At 40.0% G+C, this 21,536-nt stretch carries 20 protein-coding genes; 11 read left to right on the forward strand and 9 right to left on the reverse strand.

The genetic code is table 11. The annotated features are described in order from the left end of the window. Positions 1–23: 23 nt before the first annotated feature. The 3 genes from arsJ to AN214_RS16215 form a co-directional block, all read right to left on the reverse strand. Complete coding sequence (gene arsJ, locus AN214_RS16205; RefSeq protein WP_054980679.1) at positions 24–1,232, reverse strand: organoarsenical effux MFS transporter ArsJ; 1,209 nt, start codon at positions 1,230–1,232, stop codon at positions 24–26. Positions 1,233–1,310: 78 nt separating this feature from the next. Continuing rightward, complete coding sequence (locus AN214_RS16210; protein ID WP_054980680.1) at positions 1,311–2,309, reverse strand: ArsJ-associated glyceraldehyde-3-phosphate dehydrogenase; 999 nt, start codon at positions 2,307–2,309, stop codon at positions 1,311–1,313. Positions 2,310–2,319: 10 nt separating this feature from the next. Further along, the gene (locus AN214_RS16215; RefSeq protein WP_054980681.1) at positions 2,320–2,643 is read right to left on the reverse strand and encodes a helix-turn-helix transcriptional regulator; all 324 of its coding nucleotides are present in this window, start codon (positions 2,641–2,643) and stop codon (positions 2,320–2,322) included. Between the two features lie 42 nt (positions 2,644–2,685). Between AN214_RS16215 and thpR the strand changes: the two genes are divergently transcribed. Next, positions 2,686–3,228 (forward strand): RNA 2',3'-cyclic phosphodiesterase, encoded by a 543-nt coding sequence (gene thpR / locus AN214_RS16220; protein WP_054980682.1) that lies wholly within the window; start codon positions 2,686–2,688, stop codon positions 3,226–3,228. Here thpR and AN214_RS16225 read toward each other — a convergent pair. The 3 genes from AN214_RS16225 to AN214_RS16235 form a co-directional block, all read right to left on the reverse strand. After that, the gene (locus AN214_RS16225) at positions 3,225–4,322 is read right to left on the reverse strand and encodes a response regulator (protein ID WP_054980683.1); all 1,098 of its coding nucleotides are present in this window, start codon (positions 4,320–4,322) and stop codon (positions 3,225–3,227) included. The two genes, thpR and AN214_RS16225, sit on opposite strands and share 4 nt — an antisense overlap. Before the next feature lie 117 nt (positions 4,323–4,439). Beyond that, the gene (locus AN214_RS16230) at positions 4,440–5,672 is read right to left on the reverse strand and encodes an ammonium transporter (RefSeq protein ID WP_010561814.1); all 1,233 of its coding nucleotides are present in this window, start codon (positions 5,670–5,672) and stop codon (positions 4,440–4,442) included. A 10-nt stretch (positions 5,673–5,682) separates the two neighbouring features. Continuing rightward, entirely contained in the window at positions 5,683–6,021 is a 339-nt protein-coding gene (locus AN214_RS16235; protein ID WP_010561815.1) for a P-II family nitrogen regulator, read from the reverse strand. Between the two features lie 295 nt (positions 6,022–6,316). Here AN214_RS16235 and AN214_RS16240 point away from each other — a divergent pair, with 295 nt between their 5' ends. From AN214_RS16240 to AN214_RS16255, 4 genes are all read left to right on the forward strand, one after another. Further along, positions 6,317–7,525 (forward strand): sensor histidine kinase, encoded by a 1,209-nt coding sequence (locus AN214_RS16240; RefSeq protein WP_054980684.1) that lies wholly within the window; start codon positions 6,317–6,319, stop codon positions 7,523–7,525. Positions 7,526–7,543: 18 nt separating this feature from the next. After that, entirely contained in the window at positions 7,544–8,647 is a 1,104-nt protein-coding gene (locus AN214_RS16245) for a histidine kinase (protein WP_054980685.1), read from the forward strand. 102 nt (positions 8,648–8,749) lie between these two features. Then, positions 8,750–9,304 carry a histidine kinase gene (locus AN214_RS16250; RefSeq protein ID WP_054980686.1) on the forward strand — a complete coding sequence of 185 codons (555 nt, stop codon included), beginning with the start codon at positions 8,750–8,752 and terminating at the stop codon, positions 9,302–9,304. Beyond that, entirely contained in the window at positions 9,294–10,016 is a 723-nt protein-coding gene (locus tag AN214_RS16255; RefSeq protein ID WP_054980687.1) for a LytTR family DNA-binding domain-containing protein, read from the forward strand. The genes AN214_RS16250 and AN214_RS16255 overlap by 11 nt, the downstream gene beginning before the upstream one ends. 98 nt (positions 10,017–10,114) lie before the next feature. Here the strand turns inward: AN214_RS16255 and AN214_RS16260 are convergent, their stop codons facing one another. Both AN214_RS16260 and AN214_RS16265 read right to left on the reverse strand, forming a co-directional pair. Next, a complete protein-coding gene (locus AN214_RS16260; RefSeq protein ID WP_054980688.1) occupies positions 10,115–11,347 on the reverse strand; it encodes a diguanylate cyclase in 1,233 nt (410 codons plus the stop codon). A 121-nt stretch (positions 11,348–11,468) separates the two neighbouring features. Continuing rightward, complete coding sequence (locus tag AN214_RS16265) at positions 11,469–12,248, reverse strand: DUF2189 domain-containing protein (protein WP_010561821.1); 780 nt, start codon at positions 12,246–12,248, stop codon at positions 11,469–11,471. Between the two features lie 321 nt (positions 12,249–12,569). Between AN214_RS16265 and AN214_RS16270 the strand changes: the two genes are divergently transcribed. From AN214_RS16270 to serA, 5 genes are all read left to right on the forward strand, one after another. After that, positions 12,570–14,069 (forward strand): S10 family peptidase, encoded by a 1,500-nt coding sequence (locus tag AN214_RS16270; RefSeq protein ID WP_054980689.1) that lies wholly within the window; start codon positions 12,570–12,572, stop codon positions 14,067–14,069. Positions 14,070–14,165: 96 nt separating this feature from the next. Beyond that, entirely contained in the window at positions 14,166–14,690 is a 525-nt protein-coding gene (locus AN214_RS16275; protein ID WP_054980690.1) for a hypothetical protein, read from the forward strand. 9 nt (positions 14,691–14,699) lie between these two features. Further along, entirely contained in the window at positions 14,700–15,287 is a 588-nt protein-coding gene (locus tag AN214_RS16280; RefSeq protein ID WP_408002967.1) for a 5-formyltetrahydrofolate cyclo-ligase, read from the forward strand. 68 nt (positions 15,288–15,355) lie between these two features. After that, positions 15,356–16,012 (forward strand): ribose-5-phosphate isomerase RpiA, encoded by a 657-nt coding sequence (rpiA, locus tag AN214_RS16285; protein WP_010561825.1) that lies wholly within the window; start codon positions 15,356–15,358, stop codon positions 16,010–16,012. A 15-nt stretch (positions 16,013–16,027) separates the two neighbouring features. Continuing rightward, on the forward strand, positions 16,028–17,257 hold the full coding sequence (gene serA, locus AN214_RS16290; RefSeq protein WP_010561826.1) for a phosphoglycerate dehydrogenase: 1,230 nt from the start codon (positions 16,028–16,030) through the stop codon (positions 17,255–17,257). A gap of 78 nt (positions 17,258–17,335) precedes the next feature. Here serA and radA read toward each other — a convergent pair whose 3' ends face one another. Continuing rightward, positions 17,336–18,709 (reverse strand): DNA repair protein RadA, encoded by a 1,374-nt coding sequence (gene radA / locus AN214_RS16295; RefSeq protein WP_054980692.1) that lies wholly within the window; start codon positions 18,707–18,709, stop codon positions 17,336–17,338. A gap of 205 nt (positions 18,710–18,914) precedes the next feature. Here radA and AN214_RS16300 point away from each other — a divergent pair, with 205 nt between their 5' ends. Next, positions 18,915–21,446: a PilZ domain-containing protein gene (locus tag AN214_RS16300; protein WP_054980693.1), complete on the forward strand. Its 2,532-nt coding sequence runs from the start codon at positions 18,915–18,917 to the stop codon at positions 21,444–21,446. The last annotated feature ends 90 nt before the right edge of the window (positions 21,447–21,536 follow it).

The following is a 21,536-nucleotide window of genomic DNA, read 5'->3' on the forward strand; positions in this document are numbered from 1 at the left end:
TTCCATTCATTTTTTGCTGAATTTTAACTGTTTTGCGTTAACTTCGCAGTAATTGGAATACAAATCGCTACAAATAATGCGCTCGCGATTAAACATGCTGTTAACCCATATTGCTGAAACAATAATCCAGACAACACAGTGCCAAATAAACGCCCACAGGCATTTGCCATGTAATAAAGGCCAACATCCATCGAGGCACCTTCATCGCGGGCGTAATGCACAATCAAAAATGAGTGAATGGCAGAGTTAATAGCAAAAATTACGGCAAATAAAATTAGTCCAAGTATCGCCACATTAACCAGTGATAGGCCATAAGAAATCGCCACCAGCATAACCACCAAAACAACCAACAATGCAAGCGCACTGAACACCGCTGACTGCGCATTGGCCTGTTTATTAAAAGCCTTAAATACTTTTGGTGTAGTTGATTGAAAAACCCCGTAAATAATCACCCAAGACGCCATCATAGTACCTACAGCTGTACTCGACCATCCCGCTTGCATGGTTAAAAACACAGGCAAAGCAACTACAAACCACACATCGCGGCTGGCAAATAAAAAGCAACGCGCAAACGAGAGTAGGTTTACTTTTTTACTTGATGAAAATACTTGGCTAAATTTAGGCTTAAATGATTTGGCCTCTAAACTTTGCTTTAACTGAGAGGCAACCAATAAAGTAATTAATCCAAGTCCGGCAGCCAGTAAATACAAACTGTTTTGATAGCCAAATAGCGCCAGTAAAAAACCACCTAAAAAGAAACCACAACCTTTTAGTGTATTTTTCGACCCTGTAAGCAGTGCCACCCATTTAAACAGAGTGCTACTTTCATCGCTTGGCACAAGCTGTTTAATAGCTGTTTTGGCACTCATTTTATTGAGATCTTTGGCGATGCCTGATGCTGCTTGCAATATCATTACATAAACAACACTTAGCCACTGAGTTTGCGCCAGTAAAATAAGCGCGCTAATTTGCAGCAGCAAGCCACTAAACAAAGTGACTTTTAAACCAAAACGGGCGCCCAACCAGCCACCAAACAAGTTAGTAACAATGCCAAAAAATTCGTAAAACAAAAATAGCATTGCCACTTCAATTGGCGAATAACCGAGTGTATGAAAATACAGCACCACTAGCATACGCAGTGCGCCGTCAGTTAAGGTAAACCCCCAGTAAGCTAGGGTAATTTGTATGTAGTCTTTAATTCCCTGACTGACTGTGTTTGATGCTGCTAACATAATTTAAAACTACATGAAGTGATAAACAAAGCCTAAACCAAGGCGTTGAAATACTTTGGTTTAGGGCGAAAAGGTAAGTTAAGACGCGGCAATCATATTAACAATGTCATTCATACGTGAGACATAGTTAATTTCGTTATCGTACCAAGCTAATACTTTCACTAAATGCTTGTCGATTACTTGAGTCGACAAGCCATCAACAATGGCACTGTGCGTATCGCCCACAAAATCAACCGAAACCAACGGGCGCATTTCAATATCTAAAATACCCTTTAATTCACCTGATTTAGCACGTTCAAAAGCATTGTTAATCTCTTCAATACTGGTTGGTTTTTCAGTTTCAATTACTAAGTCTACCAAAGAGCCACTTAACAGCGGTACGCGCACGGCTAAGCCATCAAGTTTGCCTTTCAGCTCAGGGAAAATCGTCATAATTGCTGTTGTAGACCCCGAGCTTGTTGGAATTAACGATTCACCACAGGCGCGCGCTCGACGTAAGTCTTTATGGGCTTTATCAACAATCGTTTGGGTATTGGTAATATCATGAATGGTGGTCATTGAACCACGTTTTATGCCGACTGTTTCTTTTAATACCTTTACAACAGGTGCAAGGCAGTTAGTTGTGCACGACGCTGCCGTGACCACTTTATGTTTATCTGCTTGGTATAAATCATGATTTACGCCATAGACTAAATTAATCGCGCCTTCGTCTTTTACTGGGCAAGAAACAAGAACTCGCGCTAACCCTTTATCTAACAAAGGTTGAAATAGCTCCGATTTACGGTAAAGCCCCGAACAGTCAATTAATAAGTCAATGTTATCAACTGGCAACTCAGTTAATTTTGACTCGTGCAATAAGCTAATTTTCTGCTCAGCGACATATAAATGGCTGTCATCTGCATGAATTTCTTTATCTTTAAAGCGTCCTTGAACTGAGTCAAACGCTAGCAAATGGGCTATCGCCTCGTTTGTTGCAGCGGGATCATTAATATAAACTAACTGATGGTTTCCCTCAGCCAACACAATACGTGCTAATAATTTACCCATACGACCGAAGCCATTAATCGCAATTTTCATAATAAACAGCCTAACAATTTGAAGGTTTGAAAGAAGTTAAATCACGTTGCACTTGGCAATCGTTATTTAGTGTGTCGAGTGTTAATTTCAATATCGCTAACAGCGGCTGGCTGAGCGATTCATTTAATTGATAAAAACGCCATGTACCGCGGGTAACTGACTGCACAAGCCCAGACTTTTTTAAATAACTTAAATGGCGACTAACCGTACCTTGTGGCATATCTAAAACGGCAACAAGATCACAGACACAGACCTCTTTATGCTCTAAAATAAGAGCCATAATTCGAAGGCGAGTCTGCTCACTGAGTGCTTTGTGAAATTGTGCTGCAACCATAAATTCGCTTAAACATATATATGCATAAGCAAATATTAAAAGATGACAGATAAAAATCAAGAAAATAAACGGCTATTTTTTGGCTTAGACTTTAGTGAAGAAGATAAATATAAAATATTCAATTGGTTAACATCAAAAATTGAAAGTAAACGAAAGCCTATATTAAAAAGTAATTTGCACTTAACCTTAGCGTTTTTACCGAATGTGCCAATTAGAACACAAGAAGCTTTAATTGAATTTGCACGCTGTTTATCGGTTTCACCATTTAGTTTGCGCTTTGAAGAGACAAGCTTTTGGCAAAATAGTGGAATTTTTTATTTAAAACCAACAAGCCAGCCCAGTTCATTAACACAGCTTGCCAATACATTACGCGATGAAGGTGAAAAACTGCAACTTTACACTAACCCGTTTGCCTATCACCCGCACGTTACGCTAATACGAAACTGCAAACAGCCCCCTCAAATAATACAAAAAATCACGCCGTTTGACGTGACCTATAGTGAATTTAAACTCTTTCACTCGACGCGCATTAATAACCAGTTACGCTATATACCAATCGAAACATTTCCGCTAAAAGCCGACTAAGATAATTGGCGTTTAAAATCTTTAATCACGTTATTTAAGCTATTAATAATTTTTACATGATTATAAGCAAGCTCTTCAAACTTCATTAACGTGTCATCAGTTACTTCAGTTAATTTACTTTCTTCGTCGTTGGTGAGTTCTAGTTGGCTAAAAATTTCAAAAAACTTAAGTGATTGATGACTTTGAATTTGCTGAGTTTGTTCAGTAAAAAGTCCCATTTTTTGCTGTAAATCATCTAATTCAAACGCAATTTTTTTAAAATAAAGCTGTTTTACATACTCTTGATTAAGCATATTAACTTGATGATTTGCACATTCAATATAGGCCGCTACTACATCTAAAATTTGCCCTTTTCGTACTTCGTCTTCAGGCATATTTTTAATTAAAATACAGATATAACTGTCTTTGAAAAAATATCGACGCCCAGCATTAATAATACGTTCGTCTTTTTGCATTACTAATTTAAAAAGATCTTCTTCCATACCACATGCACGTGCATAAGGACTATCCCAGTAACTTATCTGACTATTTTCACTATACGCAACCGATGCCGTGAGCTCTAAACTTTGTAAGTACGAAAAAATATGAACTAAAAACTCGTTGTAGTTAGTGCAAGATAGGCAACCTTGAATCGCTCTTGCCGTATTACCCCACATAAAGGAATCTGACATCGCAGAAAATACTGCTGTGTTTGCCTGTTGCTCAGCCTCTTTTAGGGCATCAAACTCTTGCCGGTTAGCCAGCGCTTTTTTAATTTTGATTAATAATAAAGGGGGGATAAATGAGCGTTTATCAATCCAATCTGCGGCACCTGCATTGAATGCATTCATTTTGGTATCCAGTTCTTCGGAGGCGCTTAAGAAAATGATGATTGGGTTATTGCCTTGTTTTTTAACATGATGAATTAGCTCAACGCCATCGCCATCTGGAAAGTAATAATCCAATACAATGACACTAAATTGAGACTTATCGCACAAGGCTTTCGCTTGCTCCAAATTATACGCTTGCGACACTAAATATTCATCGGTCAAGCTTGAGGCAACAAGATCATTTAAACAAATATCGTCTTCCGCAATTAGTAAGTCTATTTTCATAGTTTAAACACGTTAATAGCACCAGTACTAAGCATAGAAGAATATTACAAATAAAAAAGCCCAATGCCATTAGGCATCGGGCTTTCGATTATTTATAACTTAAATCAAACCAGCTACTTAGATATTACCTCGCACGGTAACAAACTCAGGGTACGCATCTACACCACAATCGTGCTGGTCCATACCGTTGATTTCTTCTTCTTCGCCAACACGAATACCCATGGTTTTTTTAAGTACCGCCCAAACAATAAAGGAGCTCACAAATACAAAGGCAAAGATTACTACTGCGCCAATTAACTGATTTACAAATGTCGCATCACTATTTGATAACGGCACTAACATAAGACCTAAGAAGCCGCATACACCGTGAACTGAAATCGCACCCACTGGGTCATCAATTTTAGCTTTGTCTAATGCCACAATGCTAAACACAACGAGGCTACCACCTAACGCGCCACCCAGTACCGCAAGTAGCGGGCTTGGTGATGCAGGTTCTGCGGTAATAACAACAAGACCTGCAAGTGCCCCATTTAATACCATAGTTAAATCAGCTTTACGCCATAACACTTTACAAAGTAATAGTGCTGAAATTGCACCTGCTGCCGCTGCCGCATTCGTGTTAAGTAAGATTTGACTCACTGCGGTGGCATTTTCTTTATCTGATAGCAGCAATTGCGAACCACCGTTAAAACCAAACCACCCCATCCAAAGAATAAATGTACCTAGTGTTGCAAGCGGCAAATTAGAGCCTGGAATTGGGTAGATTTCACCATTTTTACCGTACTTCCCTTTACGTGCACCTAGTAATAGTACGCCAGCAAGCGCAGCTGCTGCACCGGCCATATGTACAATACCTGAACCTGCAAAATCAACAAAACCCATCTCAGATAAGAAACCACCGCCCCAAGTCCAGTAGCCTTCTAGTGGATATATAAAACCAGTTAACACCACACAAAAAACAAGGAAAGACCATAACTTCATGCGCTCAGCAACTGCACCTGAAACAATCGACATTGCCGTTGCAACAAACACAACTTGGAAGAAAAAATCTGATTGCAATGCATGATCAGCATCTGCCGCTTCAGTACCAATCAGCATACCTAGTGACGGTAAAAAACCACCCTCGGCATTATCAACATACATAATGTTGTAACCAACAATCAGATAAACCGTACATGCAATCGCGTAAAGCGCGACGTTTTTAGTTAAAATTTCTGTGGTATTTTTAGAGCGTACTAGGCCCGCTTCTAACATTGCGAAACCTGCAGCCATCCACATTACTAAGATGCCAGACATTAAAAAGTAAAACGTGTCGAGCGCAAATTTTAATTCAACTACTGTGTTTTCCATGACATTCCCCTTAAATTGCCGCTTCGTCTAACTCGCCCGTACGAATACGAACAATTTGCTCTAGGTCATAGACAAAAATTTTACCGTCACCGATTTTGCCGGTTTGCGCCACATTGGTAATTGCCTCAACCACGCGGTCAACATTATCGCTTTGCGTTGCAATTTCGACTTTAATTTTTGGAATAAAATCAACTTGGTACTCTGCACCTCGATATAGCTCAGTGTGCCCGCGTTGACGTCCAAAACCTTTTACATCGACTACTGTCATGCCTTCAATGCCAAGATCTGACATCGCTTCTCTAACATCATCAAGCTTAAATGGCTTAATAATGGCGCTGATCATTTTCATAACGTGTACCTGTTGTTGTTTTTTATTTGTACTTACTAAATCCAACCTTTATGCCAATAATATTTTTTTATCTAATTCATAAAGTTATGTAATTTACAATGTGTTACAACAAAGTTAACGCACCACAAAGGTGCAGCAATAGTGGGTTTGAGAACGTTTTGGTGCAAAAAATGAAACAGCAAAAACTTGCTTTGGTGACCGTTTTTGACACAATATGCTATGTCTGAGTTAGCTGTTATGCTGAGCCGTACTAACTCAATGGAATAAAAAACAATAACAAAGGATATATAAGCAAATGGCTTATTGGGTTATCCAAGCTTTAATTGCTCTCATATTATTATTTGGCGGACTGTCAAATATAGACACTGACAAGGAAATGCATGGCCTTGCAAACGTGTTTGCGTATGCGGGCATACGCACTTTAAGCTTCTTTCTTATTACTCACTTTTTGATTCGCGCCCCTATTAATTTCTTACGCAACAAAGAAGCGGGGTTTATAAAAGTATTCATCTGTGGCTTGGTCTTTGTTGCTGTCGGCTCATTTATAGGCAAGAGTATCCGAGATATAAGCAGAGATATGTTTGTGCCTATTGCTAACGAAATTACCTATTATCGAGCAAACCCCGATAAAGATCCGCTTAATCAAGTTAAACCAGATAGCGAAGTTGAAAAAAACACAGACACTCAAGGTGAAACATCAACTAATGCGACAGCAAAATCTGAATTTAAAAAAGGTTTTAAACAAGGGTTTGACAAAGCACATATAAAAGCGCGAGAGGAACTTGAGAAAATTCATAATGGAGATCAAGAAGCGATTGATCGTGCCTCTTCGAAACGATTAAAGTCTCAATTCGGTGCATTTCTTTTTTGGTTGTTTTGCTATCTACCGTTATCAGCATTAAAACGTCGCTTCCAAGTTAAAACACAACTTAAGCAAAGTCAGATCGCATTATTAATGAGTCAGCTTAATCCGCATTTTTTGTTTAATTCATTAAACAGTATTCGCGGTATGATTTTCGAAGATAAACAGCTTGCTAAAGAGTTGATTGATAAACTAAATGAACTTTTTCGCTACAACTTAACAGCCAATAAGCACCCCACGGTAAAATTAAAAGAAGAATTACGCATTTGTGAATTCTATCTTGATATTGAGCATATTCGCCTTGAAGAGCGTTTGTTAATTGAAATGCATGTAGATGAAACCTGCTTAAATATTAAAGTCCCTACTATGGGCATTCTTACATTAATTGAAAACTCAATTAAACATGGCATTGCGCCAAGGCAAGATCAAAGCCTGCTGATTGTTGATATTGCTAAACAAAAGAATCAACTCGTGGTAACAGTAAGTAATCCAATTTATACAGGCACCTATAAAGTCGAAAGCACAGGTACAGGGCAAGAAAACTTAATTAAACGCTTGCAGCTAATGTATAACGAAAATGCCTCGTTAAACGCTGAGTTTAAAGACGATAAATATATCGCATGTTTAACATTGCCAATTTAAAAAGGTCAAAATCCGGTTATGAATTTCAGTTACATTCGAAATACCAGTCCTAATTATTGGCGATACCAAGGGCCGATCTTATTTATTTCATTCTTAGTCAGTTACCTGGGAATTTGGGGTGTTTTTCACGAACCTGATGCTGAAACAATGCCAATCATTCAACTTGGTTGGTATGGCGCACTGGTACTCACCACTTACCAGCTAATAATGATTTTTGCAGCATTTCATATCGTGCTGCGCGGCGTTTATAAACACTATAAAAGCTACGCTAAAACTAAGTGGAAACTGTTTTTACTGCTATTAGCGAGTTCAACCATCACCTCAATGGTGATTATTGGTTTAGATTTTTTACCTATACTACTGGCGCTCACCCCGTACTCCATTGAGGAGTACGTAAACAGCATTATGCATTTAGATAATTTAGGTGAATCACTCTTAGCCTATGTTATTTATAATATTGTGTTTAATTTAGTGTGGGCCTACTGTTACGTGCTCGCAGCTAGCATTTCAAATTATAAACAGCTCGCACTATTACTTAAAAAGCAAAAACTACAAATTTTAACCAACCGTGTTAACCCTGAGTTTTTATTCGATACCATGGAGGCTATTAAACATCAAATTGATATTGATGAAGAAAAAGCAGCGGATCTTGTAACCAAAGCATCAGACCTTTTTCGCTACAACTTGATGTCGAGTAAAACAGCCGACGCAAAGCTCAGTGATGAACTGACCAGTTTAACCAATTACCTAGAATTACTTGAAGAACAAAAACGTGCGCCAAGTAGCTACAGCTTAAAGCTTCATGATGCTGAGATATCACCTAATATCCCAAGTATGTCGCTTATTTTTATCTGTTCGTTTTTACTCAATACTGCGCGTAAACGCGACGGCGAGCTGACGATAGCAAGCTTTATAAAACACCAAAAATATCGTATTGAGATTGCCCATCAAAGCCACGGTAAATTCTTTTTAGATACAGAGCATTTTGATAATGTGAAAAGCCGTTTAGAACACCAATATAGTAACGATGCTAGCATCGTTTTAGTTAAAAGCGGTAAGCGCAGAAAAGTCGTGATTGAGCTGCCAATTGACTGGCAACAACAGCTAGAAAAAACAGCTTAACCATTCATCTCACTTTTTTGCCGTTTATCATTTTAATTGGCGAGATATTTTTAAAATCGATAGACTCAGAATAGTCTGTCAGAAAAGAGACTTTCTTTTTATATGTTTGAAAAAAATGCGGAAGCACCATTAAACCCACACTTCTTGTTTAATAGCATGAATGCTATCCGCTATATGATTTTCGAGAATCAAGATTTAGCGAGCGACTTGCTTGGCAAACTTGCCGAGTTAATTCGCTATCAACTAAACGACGGTGTAGGTAATACCAGCGTTAGCGACGACTTAACTCAATTAGCACACTTGCTTGATTTAGAAGCGCTACGCCTAGAAGAACGAATTACGATAACAAAACAGTTCACTAAGCTTTCAAACCCATATCCACTAGCATGCTCTTTACTACTGCCTGTAGTTGAGTATGTATTTATCAAAAAAGATATTTACAGCGTTAGCCACAATGAACTACTCGTAAGCACTAATGAAACTGGCGGTGCACTTACTTTTACACTTAAATTAACGCAAACACCAAAAATAAAGTCAGGTGACTTGCCATTAAACGAGCTTATTGCGAAGCTCGGCCTTGGTAATGTTTGCAATGCAACACAAACCTGTGATGCGACCACTTACACGATGGAGTTAACTTTTAACAATGAGTATTAGAATAATAATTGTTGATGACGAACGTCTTGCTCGCAGTGAATTAAAGCGCCTACTATCAAAACATAGCCAAATTGAAATTGTCGATGAGGCTAAAAATGCCGAAGAAGCGAGTGAAAAAATCGCTGAACATAAGCCGGATGCAATCTTCCTAGATATTCATATGCCTGGCGCAACCGGTTTAGAGCTTGCAGAATCACTCGGTGATGATGTGAATATTATCTTCTGTACTGCTTACGACCAGTTTGCCGTAGAAGCGTTCTCACTAAATGCGATGGACTATCTTGTAAAACCAGTAAATCCTGCTCGATTAGCCGAAAGCATTGAGAAGTTAGAAAAGCGCCTCGAGCAAAGTGCTTCTGAAAGTGGCCTACCTGATGACCACAAACTTATGGTGAAGTACGGCGAAACCATGCGCATTATTGAACTAAAAGAAATTATTCGTTTTGAGTCAATAGGTAATCATGCAGCAATTTATACACCGCACGGTAAAGCGTACTTACACAGCTCGCTCAACAAGATCGAAGCAAAATTAGACGAAAGACATTATTTCCGTGCCAGTCGTTCAGACATTATTCGCCTAGATGCAATTGAAAGTATGGAACAGGCAATTAGCTATGGCTTAACAGCGACGCTAAGTAATGGTCAAACGGTTGAAATCTCGCGCAGACAAGCAACGAAATTAAGACAGCTACTTGAATTTACGCAGCTGTAAAAGCTTTCAGCTTTCAGCTTTCAGCTTTCAGCTTTCAGCAAAATTAAAAGCTAAGAGTGTCGATTCAGCACTCTTAGCTTTACGCTTAAAACGTTTCTTTATTGGTGAATAACCACCTGATTTCGGCCACCACCTTTCGCATCATAAAGTGCCACATCGGCGCGATTAATAAGCTCAGACAGTTCTTCATCTTGCTGTAATTGAGCAACACCTGCACTGATAGACAAACTAATAAACTGCCCCGCCGCTTCAACCTGCATATTTGTTAATGAAAAACGCAATTCGTCAAGTTTTTCAAATGCTGCATCCTGATCTTCACCACTAAACAACACGGCAAATTCTTCCCCACCAAGACGTGCCATCAGCGCATCACCAAATTGCTCTGTTAACTTATTTGATAAAAAGCTCAACACTTCATCACCAGCTTGGTGTCCATAAGTATCGTTTATTTGCTTGAAGTGATCGATATCAATTACAGCAATACTTAATAACGATTGTTCAGTGATGATTTTCTCTGACGCTTTATAGAAATAACGACGATTATAAAGCCCTGTAAGGTAGTCTTTGTTCGCTGAATCTTTAATGGTCTCTATCAGATTGAGCTGCTCCATGGTCATCATTACACGACAATGGAACTCTTCTGGTGCGAACGGTTTTGTTAAAAAATCATTTGCGCCATGCTTAATAAACTTGGCTGATAAACTTTGACTACCAGAACCTGAAATACCAATAATACCTAAACTATCACGGCCTCGTTTTGAACGAATGCTTTTTACTAATTCAAAACCATCTTTCTTCGGCATTGCATAGTCTGTGAGTAGTAACTTAATACTCTCATCAGCTAATAGCTTTTGATACGCTTGATCACCATCTTCAGCCTCTTCAACATGGTACAATAATCGCTCTAAGTTTTGTCGCATCATAGTACGACTCGTTTGCGAATCATCGGCAACCAATACTTTAGTTCCTTGATTGCCTAATAACTGTGCCAACTGCTTTACAGCATAAATATAAGAATCACGGTTTTCTTTTAATACGTAATCCACCACGCCCATTTCAAGCATTTGCTGACGCTTAAACTCATCAATACTGCCAGTTAAAACAAGCGTTGGAATACCACAACGCAAGGTCAGCGTTGCTACTTCACCATTGCTCGCATCAGGTAAATTTAAATCCACCAGCGCTAAGGTATACTTGTTATTTTTCATGAGCCCAGCCGACTCTCTCAGCGATGCGGCAAAATCAACGGGAACAGATAAATACTGCGCGACTAGATGGCGCAATACTTGTTGCACCATTTTGCTATCTTCAACGATCAGAATTCGTTGCATTGTTACACTCCAACTAAGCTTTTCTTACCTGCACGCAGGCTTATTATTGTGGTCCTGTTATACCACATAACCATTAAAAAAAGGGAAACAAACGTTCCCCTTTTTAAATAACCAACCCTATTTACTCGTAACCGCGAGGGCCTTTGTGTTTTATGATGGCAATATATCCATGCCAGCTTGCATAGCTAAGCAGCGGCATTATTACAATAAACCCTGTTGCGCCAGTTAAAAAACCTAATGCCACCAAAGCAACAATACAAAACGCCCAAACAATCATTGCACCGATATTTTCTTTTACTGCATGTATCGACGACACCACAGCTGTCATAATATCGACTCGGCGTTCCATCATTATTTGCGGTGTAAACGCTGAAATAGCAAATACACTGCCGAGCATAACTGCACCAATTAACGACCCTAAGGTTAAAAAGGCCGAGAGCTCGTCAAATGTAGGGTTAACACTATTTGGATACAAAGCATGTACTAGAGCTGCTAAACGCATCCAAATAATCATAATCACCATTAACAGCACCGCAAAACCCCACTCGCCAACTGGGTTTCGAAACATTGACCTTAAACTATGGCTTAGTGTTGGTTTGTGCTGTTTTTCCAGTTCCCACGCAATATCGTATAAGCCAACAGCAAAAGCCGGCCCAATTAGGGCAAATGCCACGGTGGCGGGTAAAATTACAAGATGGGTACCTGATTGATAGACAAAATATAAAATCGCGACAGGAATAATACTAAACACAACACCATAAAATAGGCTCAAAATTGGCGCACTCGCCATATCTTTAAAACCAAGGGCAAGCCAATGCAGAGGGGCAAATAGTCCAACCTTATTGCACTCTAAACATCTGGCAAAAGTCGCATGCTTATCTGCTACTGGAGTTTGAGGCATAACTTTCTCCTTAATTGAATCAGTTAGCGGTGACAATATCGCTCATAGTTACTGTACGTATCGATACAAACAATGGGTTTGTTTTTTTGCTTTAACTATTTAGTGGCGTTTTAAATACAAAGCTTATTGCGCTGTAAAAACGGCTTATAAGTAAAAAGTCAAAGTGCATCATTGTTTTATATCCGTCATTAATCAGTATAGGGTAGATTTAGTAATTCAACGAAAAAATGCCTATATTGGTCTCACTCTCTTTGACCGCACAAGCAAAAATTAAGTAGTCTGCTTGCTAACTAAATCCACATGTTTAACAACAGGGCCAACATGAAAAAGCTTATTCAGTTAGTTGTTTTTTCAGCGCTTGTGATAGCCTATCAATCACAAGCCACTGATAGAAAAATAACAATCGACAGTAAACAAACCTCTAATCACCAAGTAAAAATCTTAGGTAACAAGGTTAAGTACAGTGCAACAATTGGCACGCAACCGGTGTGGGATGAGCAAGGTAACGCGATTGCCAGTTTGCATTACACGTATTATCAAAAGTCAGGTGTGAAAGACTATGGCAAACGCCCATTACTGATTTCGTTTAATGGTGGACCAGGTTCAGCTTCGGTTTGGATGCACCTTGCTTACACAGGCCCGAAAATCTTAAATATTGATGACGAAGGCTACCCAGTTCAACCTTATGGCGTTAAAAGTAACCCTTACTCTGTGCTTGATGTCGCTGATATAGTCTACGTTAACCCAGTAAACACAGGTTACTCGCGTGTTCTTGAAAATGACAAAGGTGAACTGCCAAGTAAAGATAAACAAAAAGAGTTATTTTTTGGTGTTAATGCCGATATTAAATACCTAGCGGATTGGATTAATACCTTTGTAACACGCAACAATCGCTGGTTATCACCAAAGTTTCTAATTGGTGAAAGTTACGGTACAACACGTGTTTCTGGTCTTGCGCTTGAATTGCAAAATCGCCAATGGATGTACCTAAATGGCGTAATATTAGTATCACCTACTGAAATTGGCATTAAACGCGAAGGCCCAGTTGAAGCCGCTAATCGTATTCCTTACTTTGCCGCAACGGCTTGGTATCACAACAAGTTAAATGCGAAATATCAAAACATGCCACTAACAACGTTTTTAGCCGAAGTTGAAGACTTTACAATCAATAAAGCAATTCCTGCAATTAGCAAAGGTGGTTTTATTAATATTGATGAAAAACAACAAATTGCGGCAACTATCGCTAAATACACGGCACTGAGCGAAACCTTTGTACTACGCAATAATCTTGATATTCCTAATGCCGCGTTTTGGAAAGAATTACTGCGCGAAGACGGTTTTACTGTGGGTCGTTTAGATTCACGTTATAAAGGCATCGATAAGCGTGATGCAGGTAGTCGCCCTGATTATTGGGCTGAATTAACCTCATGGTTGCACTCATTCACACCGGCAATTAATTACTACCTACAACAAGAGCTCGGCTATAAAACAGATCTAAAATACAACATGTTTGGCTCAGTTCACCCGTGGGATCGCAGCGATAATAAAACCGGCGAGAATTTGCGCTTAGCAATGGCGCAAAACCCATATTTAAATGTAATGGTGCAATCGGGTTATTTTGATGGCGCAACAAATTACTTTGATGCCAAGTACACAATGTGGCAACTTGACCCAAGTGGTAAAATGCGTGAACGCTTGAGCTTTAAAGGCTACGAAAGCGGGCACATGATGTACCTTCGTCGCGCTGATTTAGAAACATCAAACCAAGATGTACGCGAGTTTATTTTAAACTCCCTGCCATCAGGTCCAGCTAAGTACTAATCACATTAAAAAGCAGCAGTTCTTGCTGCTTTTTAACTTTGCAAAAAAGCTTTTAACAACTATATACTTAGCAAAACAATTAATTTTGCTAAGTATATGAGCTATCGCATTCAATTCGCCCAATTAAGTAACAATGTCACCACCGAACAGGCGAAAACAATCTTAACAACAAAATTAAAACTGTCTGATGCAAAAGCTACACAGTTTCTTGCGGGCAAGCTCATTTTTAGTCCTATCTCGCAAGACAAAGCAATAAAACAGCAAAAAACATTCTCTGCGCTCGGCATTAAAGTCAAAATAGTCAATGCAAACAAAGCGCAAACACAAGAACCTGAGCACGATGTCGACCAGCGCATTTTGGCTGCCCTTGACTATATAACCACATCAATTATTCGCCTTGAAGAAAAAGTCGATGACTTAGCTCGGCTGCAACAAGAACAAAATGGTGAAATCGACTTAGAGCTTGAAAACAATAATTGGGGCGAAGAGCTTGAGTTTGATGAAACCGTTGAATCAAGTAACAAACCAAAAAATATCAATTGGCTGTTCTTTGCTTTAATTGCCATTTTACTGTCTTTACTCGGTGTAATTGTCGCATTTCCTAATCTACTGCCCTTTTAATATTTAAATATTGCTATGGAACGTCAAAATATTCGCAAGTTAATGCGAGAACGTCGCGCTCAACTTTCAGAAATTGAACAACGTGAAGCCGCGAAAAAAATTAACGTGAACATTTTTCAACACTTTAAAAACGCCAGTATACGCCGAGTTGGGATCTACTTATCAAACGACAGCGAAATTGATACCTCATTGATAATTGAGGAATTATGGCGTAAAAACATCAAAGTTTACCTACCTGTACTACACCCCTTTTGCCACGGTTACTTACTCTTTCAAAGGTATGAGAAAAATTCACCCATGACGCCAAATCGCTATGGTATCTTGGAACCCAAGTTAAATTGTAGTCAGGTTTGTTTGGTTGAAGACTTAGATGTGCTCTGCACACCACTTGTCGCTTTTGACCAACAAGGTAACCGCCTTGGTATGGGTGGCGGCTATTATGATCGTACGCTCGCTAAATATTATCGCGAACAACGTACCAAGCCCGAAATAATCGGCCTTGCCCATGATTGCCAACACATTGACCAATTACCGATTGAAAGTTGGGATGTACCACTGAAAACCATAGTAACGCCAAAAAAGTGTTATTTATGGTAAGCATGTAAGGTGCAACTAGGTATAATACTTACAACTCTAAAATCCGTTCAAACATTAGGCCTTTACCTATGACTCAAGATGAAATGAAAAAAGCAGCTGCATGGGCAGCACTGGAATACGTTGAAAAAGACAGCATCGTTGGTGTTGGCACAGGTTCAACGGTTAACCACTTTATTGATGCACTTGCGAGCATTAAAGATGACATTCGCGGTGCAGTTTCAAGTTCAGAAGCCTCAACTGAAAAGTTAAAAGCACTCGGTATTGAGATTTTTGAATTGAACGATGTAGATAGTTTAAGTGTGTATGTTGATGGCGCAGATGAAATCAACTCACTTAACGAAATGATCAAAGGTGGCGGTGCCGCGTTAACACGTGAAAAAATCGTAGCAGCAGTTGCTAAACAGTTTGTTTGTATTGTTGATGAAACAAAGCTTGTTGATGTACTTGGTAACTTCCCATTACCGGTTGAAGTCATTCCAATGGCACGCAGCTATGTTGCACGAGAATTAGTACACCTTGGTGGTGACCCTGTTTATCGCGAAGGCGTTATCACAGATAACGGCAATGTCATTTTAGACGTGCACAATATGCATATCGACAACGCCAAACAAACTGAACAAAAAATAAATCAAATTGTTGGTGTAGTAACCAATGGTTTATTTGCCGAGCGCGGCGCAAACACAGTGATTGTAGGTACACCACAAGGACCTAAAACGCTGAAGTAATATTTAGGAAAGGTTATGAGCAAGGTATCGTTAGCAAAAGACAAAATTAAAATTTTACTGCTTGAAGGCGTGCACCAAAGTGCCGTTGAAACACTTAAGCGTAATGGTTACACCAATATTGATTATGTTAAAACGTCCTTGCCTGAGCCTGAACTGATCGAGCGTTTACGCGATGCACATTTCGTTGGTATTCGCTCACGTACTCACTTAACTGAAGCTGTACTTGAACAAGCAGATAAACTGGTTGCGATTGGCTGTTTTTGCATTGGTACCAATCAAGTGTCACTGGATGCAGCACAGAAATTTGGCATTCCAGTATTCAATGCACCGTTCTCAAATACACGTTCAGTAGCTGAATTAGTACTCGGTGAAATTTTACTGCTATTACGCGGTATTCCTGAGAAGAACGCCAAAGCACATCGCGGTGAATGGCAAAAATCAGCTGCAGGTTCATTTGAAGCACGTGGTAAAACTTTAGGTATTATCGGTTACGGCCACATTGGTACACAGCTAAGCATTATGGCTGAAAACATCGGCATGAAAGTACAGTTCTTCGATATTGAAGATAAGCTGGTACTTGGTAATGCGACGCAAGTACAAAATTTAACGCAGTTATTGCAAACATCCGATGTAATCAGCTTACACGTACCAGAAACGGCGCAAACCAAAAACCTAATTGGTGCTGCAGAACTAGAAGTTATGAAACAGGGCGCCATTTTAATCAACGCGTCACGCGGTACGGTAGTGGATATTGATGCGCTTGCCAGCAGCTTGCAAGAAAAGAAAATCGCCGGTGCAGCTATTGACGTATTCCCGGTAGAGCCAAAAGGTAACGACGAAGAGTTTGTTTCACCACTGCGCGAATTTGACAACGTGATTCTAACGCCACACATTGGTGGTTCAACCCAAGAAGCACAAGAAAATATTGGTGTTGAAGTAGCAGGTAAACTCGCTAAGTACTCAGACAACGGTTCAACGGTATCGGCTGTTAACTTCCCTGAAGTATCGTTGCCAGAGCTGGCTAATCGCAGCCGCCTATTGCACATTCACCACAACCAACCAGGTGTACTAACGCAAATTAACCAAGCGTTTACCCAACACGGTATTAATATCGCAGCGCAATACCTGCAAACAAACGAAACCATTGGTTATGTGGTAATTGATGTAGAAACAGATCATTCAGAAGTGGCATTAAAAGAGCTACGTGCCATCGACGGTACAATTCGCGCACGTATTCTTCACTAATAGCCGCGTCAAAACAGCATAAAAAAAGCAGCGTTACGCTGCTTTTTTTATATCTATAAATACACACATCAAAGTGAATTAAAACAGTGCTTCTAACGCTTGTGCTAGCGAACTCACACCTATCACTTCCATGCCTTCAATTTGCTCTTTAGGTTTATTGGCGATAGGTACAATAGCGCGTTTAAAGCCATGCTTTGCCGCTTCTTTTAATCGCTCAACACCACTTGGAACTGGACGAATTTCACCGCCTAAGCCAACCTCACCAAATACCACTAATTCGCGTGCCAGTGAGGCATTTTTAAAGCTTGAAACAAGCGCAGTGATAAGGGCTAAATCGGCGCTAGTTTCAGTAACTTTTACACCACCCACCACATTAACAAATACATCTTGATCAGATACTTGTAAGCCACCATGGCGGTGCAATACTGCTAGTAACATCGCCAAGCGGTTCTGTTCAAGGCCAACCGTAACGCGCCTTGGGTTACCTAACTGCGAATAATCTACCAATGCTTGCACTTCAACCAACAGTGGTCGCGTGCCTTCCCAAATTACCATTACCAGTGAGCCTGGTGTTTGCTCGTCTGAACGATTTAAGAAAATAGCCGATGGGTTACTAACTTCTTTTAAACCCTGCCCTGTCATGGCAAATACGCCTAATTCATTTACCGCACCAAAACGGTTTTTGTTGCCACGCAGCGTTCTAAAGCGGCTATCGCTGCTACCTTCAAGTAAAATAGAACAGTCAATGCAATGCTCTAGCACTTTCGGACCGGCCAAAGATCCATCTTTAGTAACATGGCCAACCATAATAATCGCCACTTGGTTTTGCTTAGCAAAACGCGTCAAATAAGCAGCGCCTTCTCGTACTTGCGATACGCTGCCCGGCGCCGACTGAATATCGGCCATATGCATTACCTGAATTGAGTCAATAACCATGATTTGCGGCTTTTCTCTAAGCGCTAATTGGCAAATAGTTTCAACATTGGTTTCAGCCAGGGTTTTCAGTTTATCGGTGGGTAAGCCAAGGCGCTTCGCTCGCATTGCCACCTGCTGCAGCGATTCTTCACCGGTAACGTACAAGGTATTCATGTTTTGTGCGAGCAAACACATGGTTTGCAGTAGCAAGGTACTTTTACCGGCACCAGGAGAACCGCCAATCAAAATTGCACTACCCGGCACCACACCGCCACCCAGTACGCGGTCAAATTCAGCAAAACCTGTTGTAAAACGTGGCAATTGTTCAAGATTAACCTCATCTAAGGTTTGCACCTTAGCTTCAATCGCGCCTGCATAACCGGCTGTTGCGCCACCACTTCTTGGCGTTTGCTTAATAGATGGCACACGAAATTCAGTCACTGTATTCCACGCTTTACATTCACCACATTGACCTTGCCAACGGGCGAATTCTGCGCCACACTCACTGCAAACAAATGCAGTTTTATTTTTAGCCATAAAAACCGACTCTTATAAATTTGTACGCAATATGCACCTAACACTCGTTAAATCAATGTTTCTTGCTAGGATACTGGTATAGTAATTGCTTCAGTTAATAAATCACGCTTCACCGCTAAATGCGACAAGCTAAAATCAAAATTGTTTGATATCTTAACCTATTCAAGCAAGTAGAATAATAAAAATTAAGGAACAATCCGTTTTTATGACTGAAGATGTATTGATAAAGTATCAATCGCTTATTGAAGATCTCAAGCGCGACTTGGGACGCCCTAATTTTGATGCGATTTTTACTAAAAAAACCAAAACATTAAGCAGTTCAGAGCGGTTCCTTATAAAAATGGAAATGAACCGTCTACTTCAGCCAATCAATCGCTTTATTGATTTACGCGGCCAAGTAACCGGTGATGTGCGCGCCTACAGCTATAACGGTAAGCAGCACTTTATGGATGAAATTGCCATCAATGTATTTGAGGCAGGAATTCGCCGCTATAAACGTTACACCCTTGCCGTTTATGAAGCGGTAATGAACACCGAAAACAATCACAAAGTAATGCAGCGCAAAGCGCAAGAGCGTGGCGAGCTTGCCCCTCAACCGGTTGGCAGTAGCGAGCAAAAAGAAGAAAAGTCCGGCGTCAATTGGGTATCTTTTGCCTCATACGAGTCGCGTTCAGAAGAACGCATGAATTACTCAATTAAAGTAAAGCTGTTTTTACCCTCTGGCAGCGAAATTGAAGCATCTACGTCAGATATTTCCGTTAGCGGTTGTAAAGTAAAACTCTATTCGCGCTACCAAGTACGTAAAGGCGAAACCATTCGCATGCGCCTAATGGGTTTAGAGCAAGACTTTGAGTTAGGGCTTAAAAACGGTTTGGAATACGAAGTGGTTGCCGTAGAGTCGGTCAATGCAGAATTAAATCATGTACGCATGAAACGCACCTTCAGCGATGACAATAAAACCATAGATGACTTTTTAAAAAGCTTTATTCACGGCAATAAGCGCCGTTATAAAGTGAATCTAGATAACACCCTTGATGCCGTTGTTGTAAAAGGTTATGAGCAATATTACTTGCCGCGTGTTGCATCATTGTTTGTATTTTTAAGCGTAAAAGATGCGCGCGTTATTCCGAATATAGTGCTGTCTAACGAAAATAATTTAAATGTTGCACGCTATTTTAATGATGAAAATCGCAACTCAGTACTGCCACAAATATTAAACTCAGCCCGCATTAACCAATTAAAAAACACGCCGGGTGATGTTAAGCAAATCAATTTATACTGCTTCACACATACTAATAACGGTAAAATTTTCTATTATTCAGCAAGCGAGAGCGAGCTAAATAACACGCCGAATTTACGTAATTTATTTTGGGGCTTTGCCAGCCAAAAACCAAGCTTTAGGGTGTTCAATGTACAGTTAATGCCCTGCTCAAGCGAAGACAGTTACATTCCGTTATCACTACCAGATAGTGCCAGCAGCGAAGTTGCTAAACTCAATAAACCACCTTCTCCACGTGTACAAGGCATTGTAAAAGACACCAAGTATTTATTGTTGTTAACTGATATCACCAGTGCATCATCAAGTGATACGTTAAAGAAAATTACTTTTGATAAAAGCCATGTTAATCACTTAAAACAATATGGTCATCAAAAGCTGCGCAGCTACCCAGATGTTGAGTTTGTAGCACTTGATTATATTAACTTGCGCAACGAAACACGTTATTTATACAAAACGCCTATTCAATTAGAACAAGAAGAAAAAGGCGAGCTAACAGGTCACACGTTGGATTTCTCGGTGAATGGTTTGCAGCTTGAACTTGCCGCCCCTACCGATTATGAAAAAGGCGATTTACTGCTAGTCGCACTGCCTGAATTACAAAAGCTAACTAAAAAATACCAGCTAAGTAAATTAGCCTATGAAGTAATGGCGGTTAGTAAAACCAAAACGGTCGTGAATTTACGCACCTATAAACCAACTACCGATATGGAGCACCAAGGCTCACGCTTTTTTAATCAGTTAATTGAAAACAATAAATCAAAGCTTGTTGCTTCAGAAGAGTCACCCAAAACGCCGGGGCTTTCGACCGCTCTGCGTAATATGGTGACGAAAAATGTTTGCCAGTTTCCGTTTTATTTGCACAAGCGCGGCTCTCAAATCAAAGTTGGCGCCATTGCGAAAGGCCTTTATCCCAGCAGCTGTCACTTATTGCTAAGCCATATGGCCAGCTTAACTAAGAACTTTGAGTTTAAGCATTTAATTAAGCATAACGCGTTTGATAATTTAATTAGCGCACCGCTTAAAGATATGGCGCGTCATGATGCGCCGTTGCAATTTGATTTATTTGTTCGCTTACTGCCAAAAGAGCGCGATCCCGATAAAGCATTGGTTACTGAATTACTTGACTGCAAACAAGTTAATAACCGCAAAACCTTTGTTGCGGCGAGTGTCAGAGAAGATCTGTTCTTTGCCTTTCGTTTATATATTTCGCGTACTGGGCGACCAGATACCGATTATATTGCCAAGGAGTTAGGTTATATCAGCCAATATGCGCAGCACAAAGCAAAAGATTTAGAAGAAGAGTTGTGGTCGGTTATTGGTGTAGGTGATGCACTTGATATCACACAGGAAGTGTTAACCCGTTATGCCATTGCGCCAGACGTGCAAAGTAACCTTAATAAACGCAAAGTGCTGTGGTCTAAAACAGCGCAATACCAATTAAGCAATTTATTTGAGTAATTAGGGTCTGTTGATCTTTGCTGTTCTATTTTTGTTCTGTTTGAGCGTGCTTTTATCGCGGCGCTCGATGTGTGGCCTAGTAATCTAAGC

It is taken from the genome of Pseudoalteromonas sp. P1-9, from assembly GCF_001399975.1.
Taxonomy (GTDB): domain Bacteria; phylum Pseudomonadota; class Gammaproteobacteria; order Enterobacterales; family Alteromonadaceae; genus Pseudoalteromonas.

What these genes read in the sequence shown, in the direction of transcription:
- AN214_RS16270 (WP_054980689.1), top strand. Translation starts at nt 12,570, where the DNA reads ATGAAAAAGCTTATTCAGTTAGTTGTTTTTTCAGCGCTTGTGATAGCC.
- AN214_RS16215 (WP_054980681.1), bottom strand. Translation starts at nt 2,643, where the DNA reads ATGGTTGCAGCACAATTTCACAAAGCACTCAGTGAGCAGACTCGCCTT.
- AN214_RS16240 (WP_054980684.1), top strand. Translation starts at nt 6,317, where the DNA reads ATGGCTTATTGGGTTATCCAAGCTTTAATTGCTCTCATATTATTATTT.
- AN214_RS16250 (WP_054980686.1), top strand. Translation starts at nt 8,750, where the DNA reads ATGTTTGAAAAAAATGCGGAAGCACCATTAAACCCACACTTCTTGTTT.
- arsJ (WP_054980679.1), bottom strand. Translation starts at nt 1,232, where the DNA reads ATGTTAGCAGCATCAAACACAGTCAGTCAGGGAATTAAAGACTACATA.
- AN214_RS16300 (WP_054980693.1), top strand. Translation starts at nt 18,915, where the DNA reads ATGACTGAAGATGTATTGATAAAGTATCAATCGCTTATTGAAGATCTC.
- AN214_RS16230 (WP_010561814.1), bottom strand. Translation starts at nt 5,672, where the DNA reads ATGGAAAACACAGTAGTTGAATTAAAATTTGCGCTCGACACGTTTTAC.
- AN214_RS16225 (WP_054980683.1), bottom strand. Translation starts at nt 4,322, where the DNA reads ATGAAAATAGACTTACTAATTGCGGAAGACGATATTTGTTTAAATGAT.
- serA (WP_010561826.1), top strand. Translation starts at nt 16,028, where the DNA reads ATGAGCAAGGTATCGTTAGCAAAAGACAAAATTAAAATTTTACTGCTT.
- thpR (WP_054980682.1), top strand. Translation starts at nt 2,686, where the DNA reads ATGACAGATAAAAATCAAGAAAATAAACGGCTATTTTTTGGCTTAGAC.
- AN214_RS16275 (WP_054980690.1), top strand. Translation starts at nt 14,166, where the DNA reads ATGAGCTATCGCATTCAATTCGCCCAATTAAGTAACAATGTCACCACC.
- rpiA (WP_010561825.1), top strand. Translation starts at nt 15,356, where the DNA reads ATGACTCAAGATGAAATGAAAAAAGCAGCTGCATGGGCAGCACTGGAA.
- AN214_RS16260 (WP_054980688.1), bottom strand. Translation starts at nt 11,347, where the DNA reads ATGCAACGAATTCTGATCGTTGAAGATAGCAAAATGGTGCAACAAGTA.
- radA (WP_054980692.1), bottom strand. Translation starts at nt 18,709, where the DNA reads ATGGCTAAAAATAAAACTGCATTTGTTTGCAGTGAGTGTGGCGCAGAA.
- AN214_RS16210 (WP_054980680.1), bottom strand. Translation starts at nt 2,309, where the DNA reads ATGAAAATTGCGATTAATGGCTTCGGTCGTATGGGTAAATTATTAGCA.
- AN214_RS16235 (WP_010561815.1), bottom strand. Translation starts at nt 6,021, where the DNA reads ATGAAAATGATCAGCGCCATTATTAAGCCATTTAAGCTTGATGATGTT.
- AN214_RS16265 (WP_010561821.1), bottom strand. Translation starts at nt 12,248, where the DNA reads ATGCCTCAAACTCCAGTAGCAGATAAGCATGCGACTTTTGCCAGATGT.
- AN214_RS16245 (WP_054980685.1), top strand. Translation starts at nt 7,544, where the DNA reads ATGAATTTCAGTTACATTCGAAATACCAGTCCTAATTATTGGCGATAC.
- AN214_RS16255 (WP_054980687.1), top strand. Translation starts at nt 9,294, where the DNA reads ATGAGTATTAGAATAATAATTGTTGATGACGAACGTCTTGCTCGCAGT.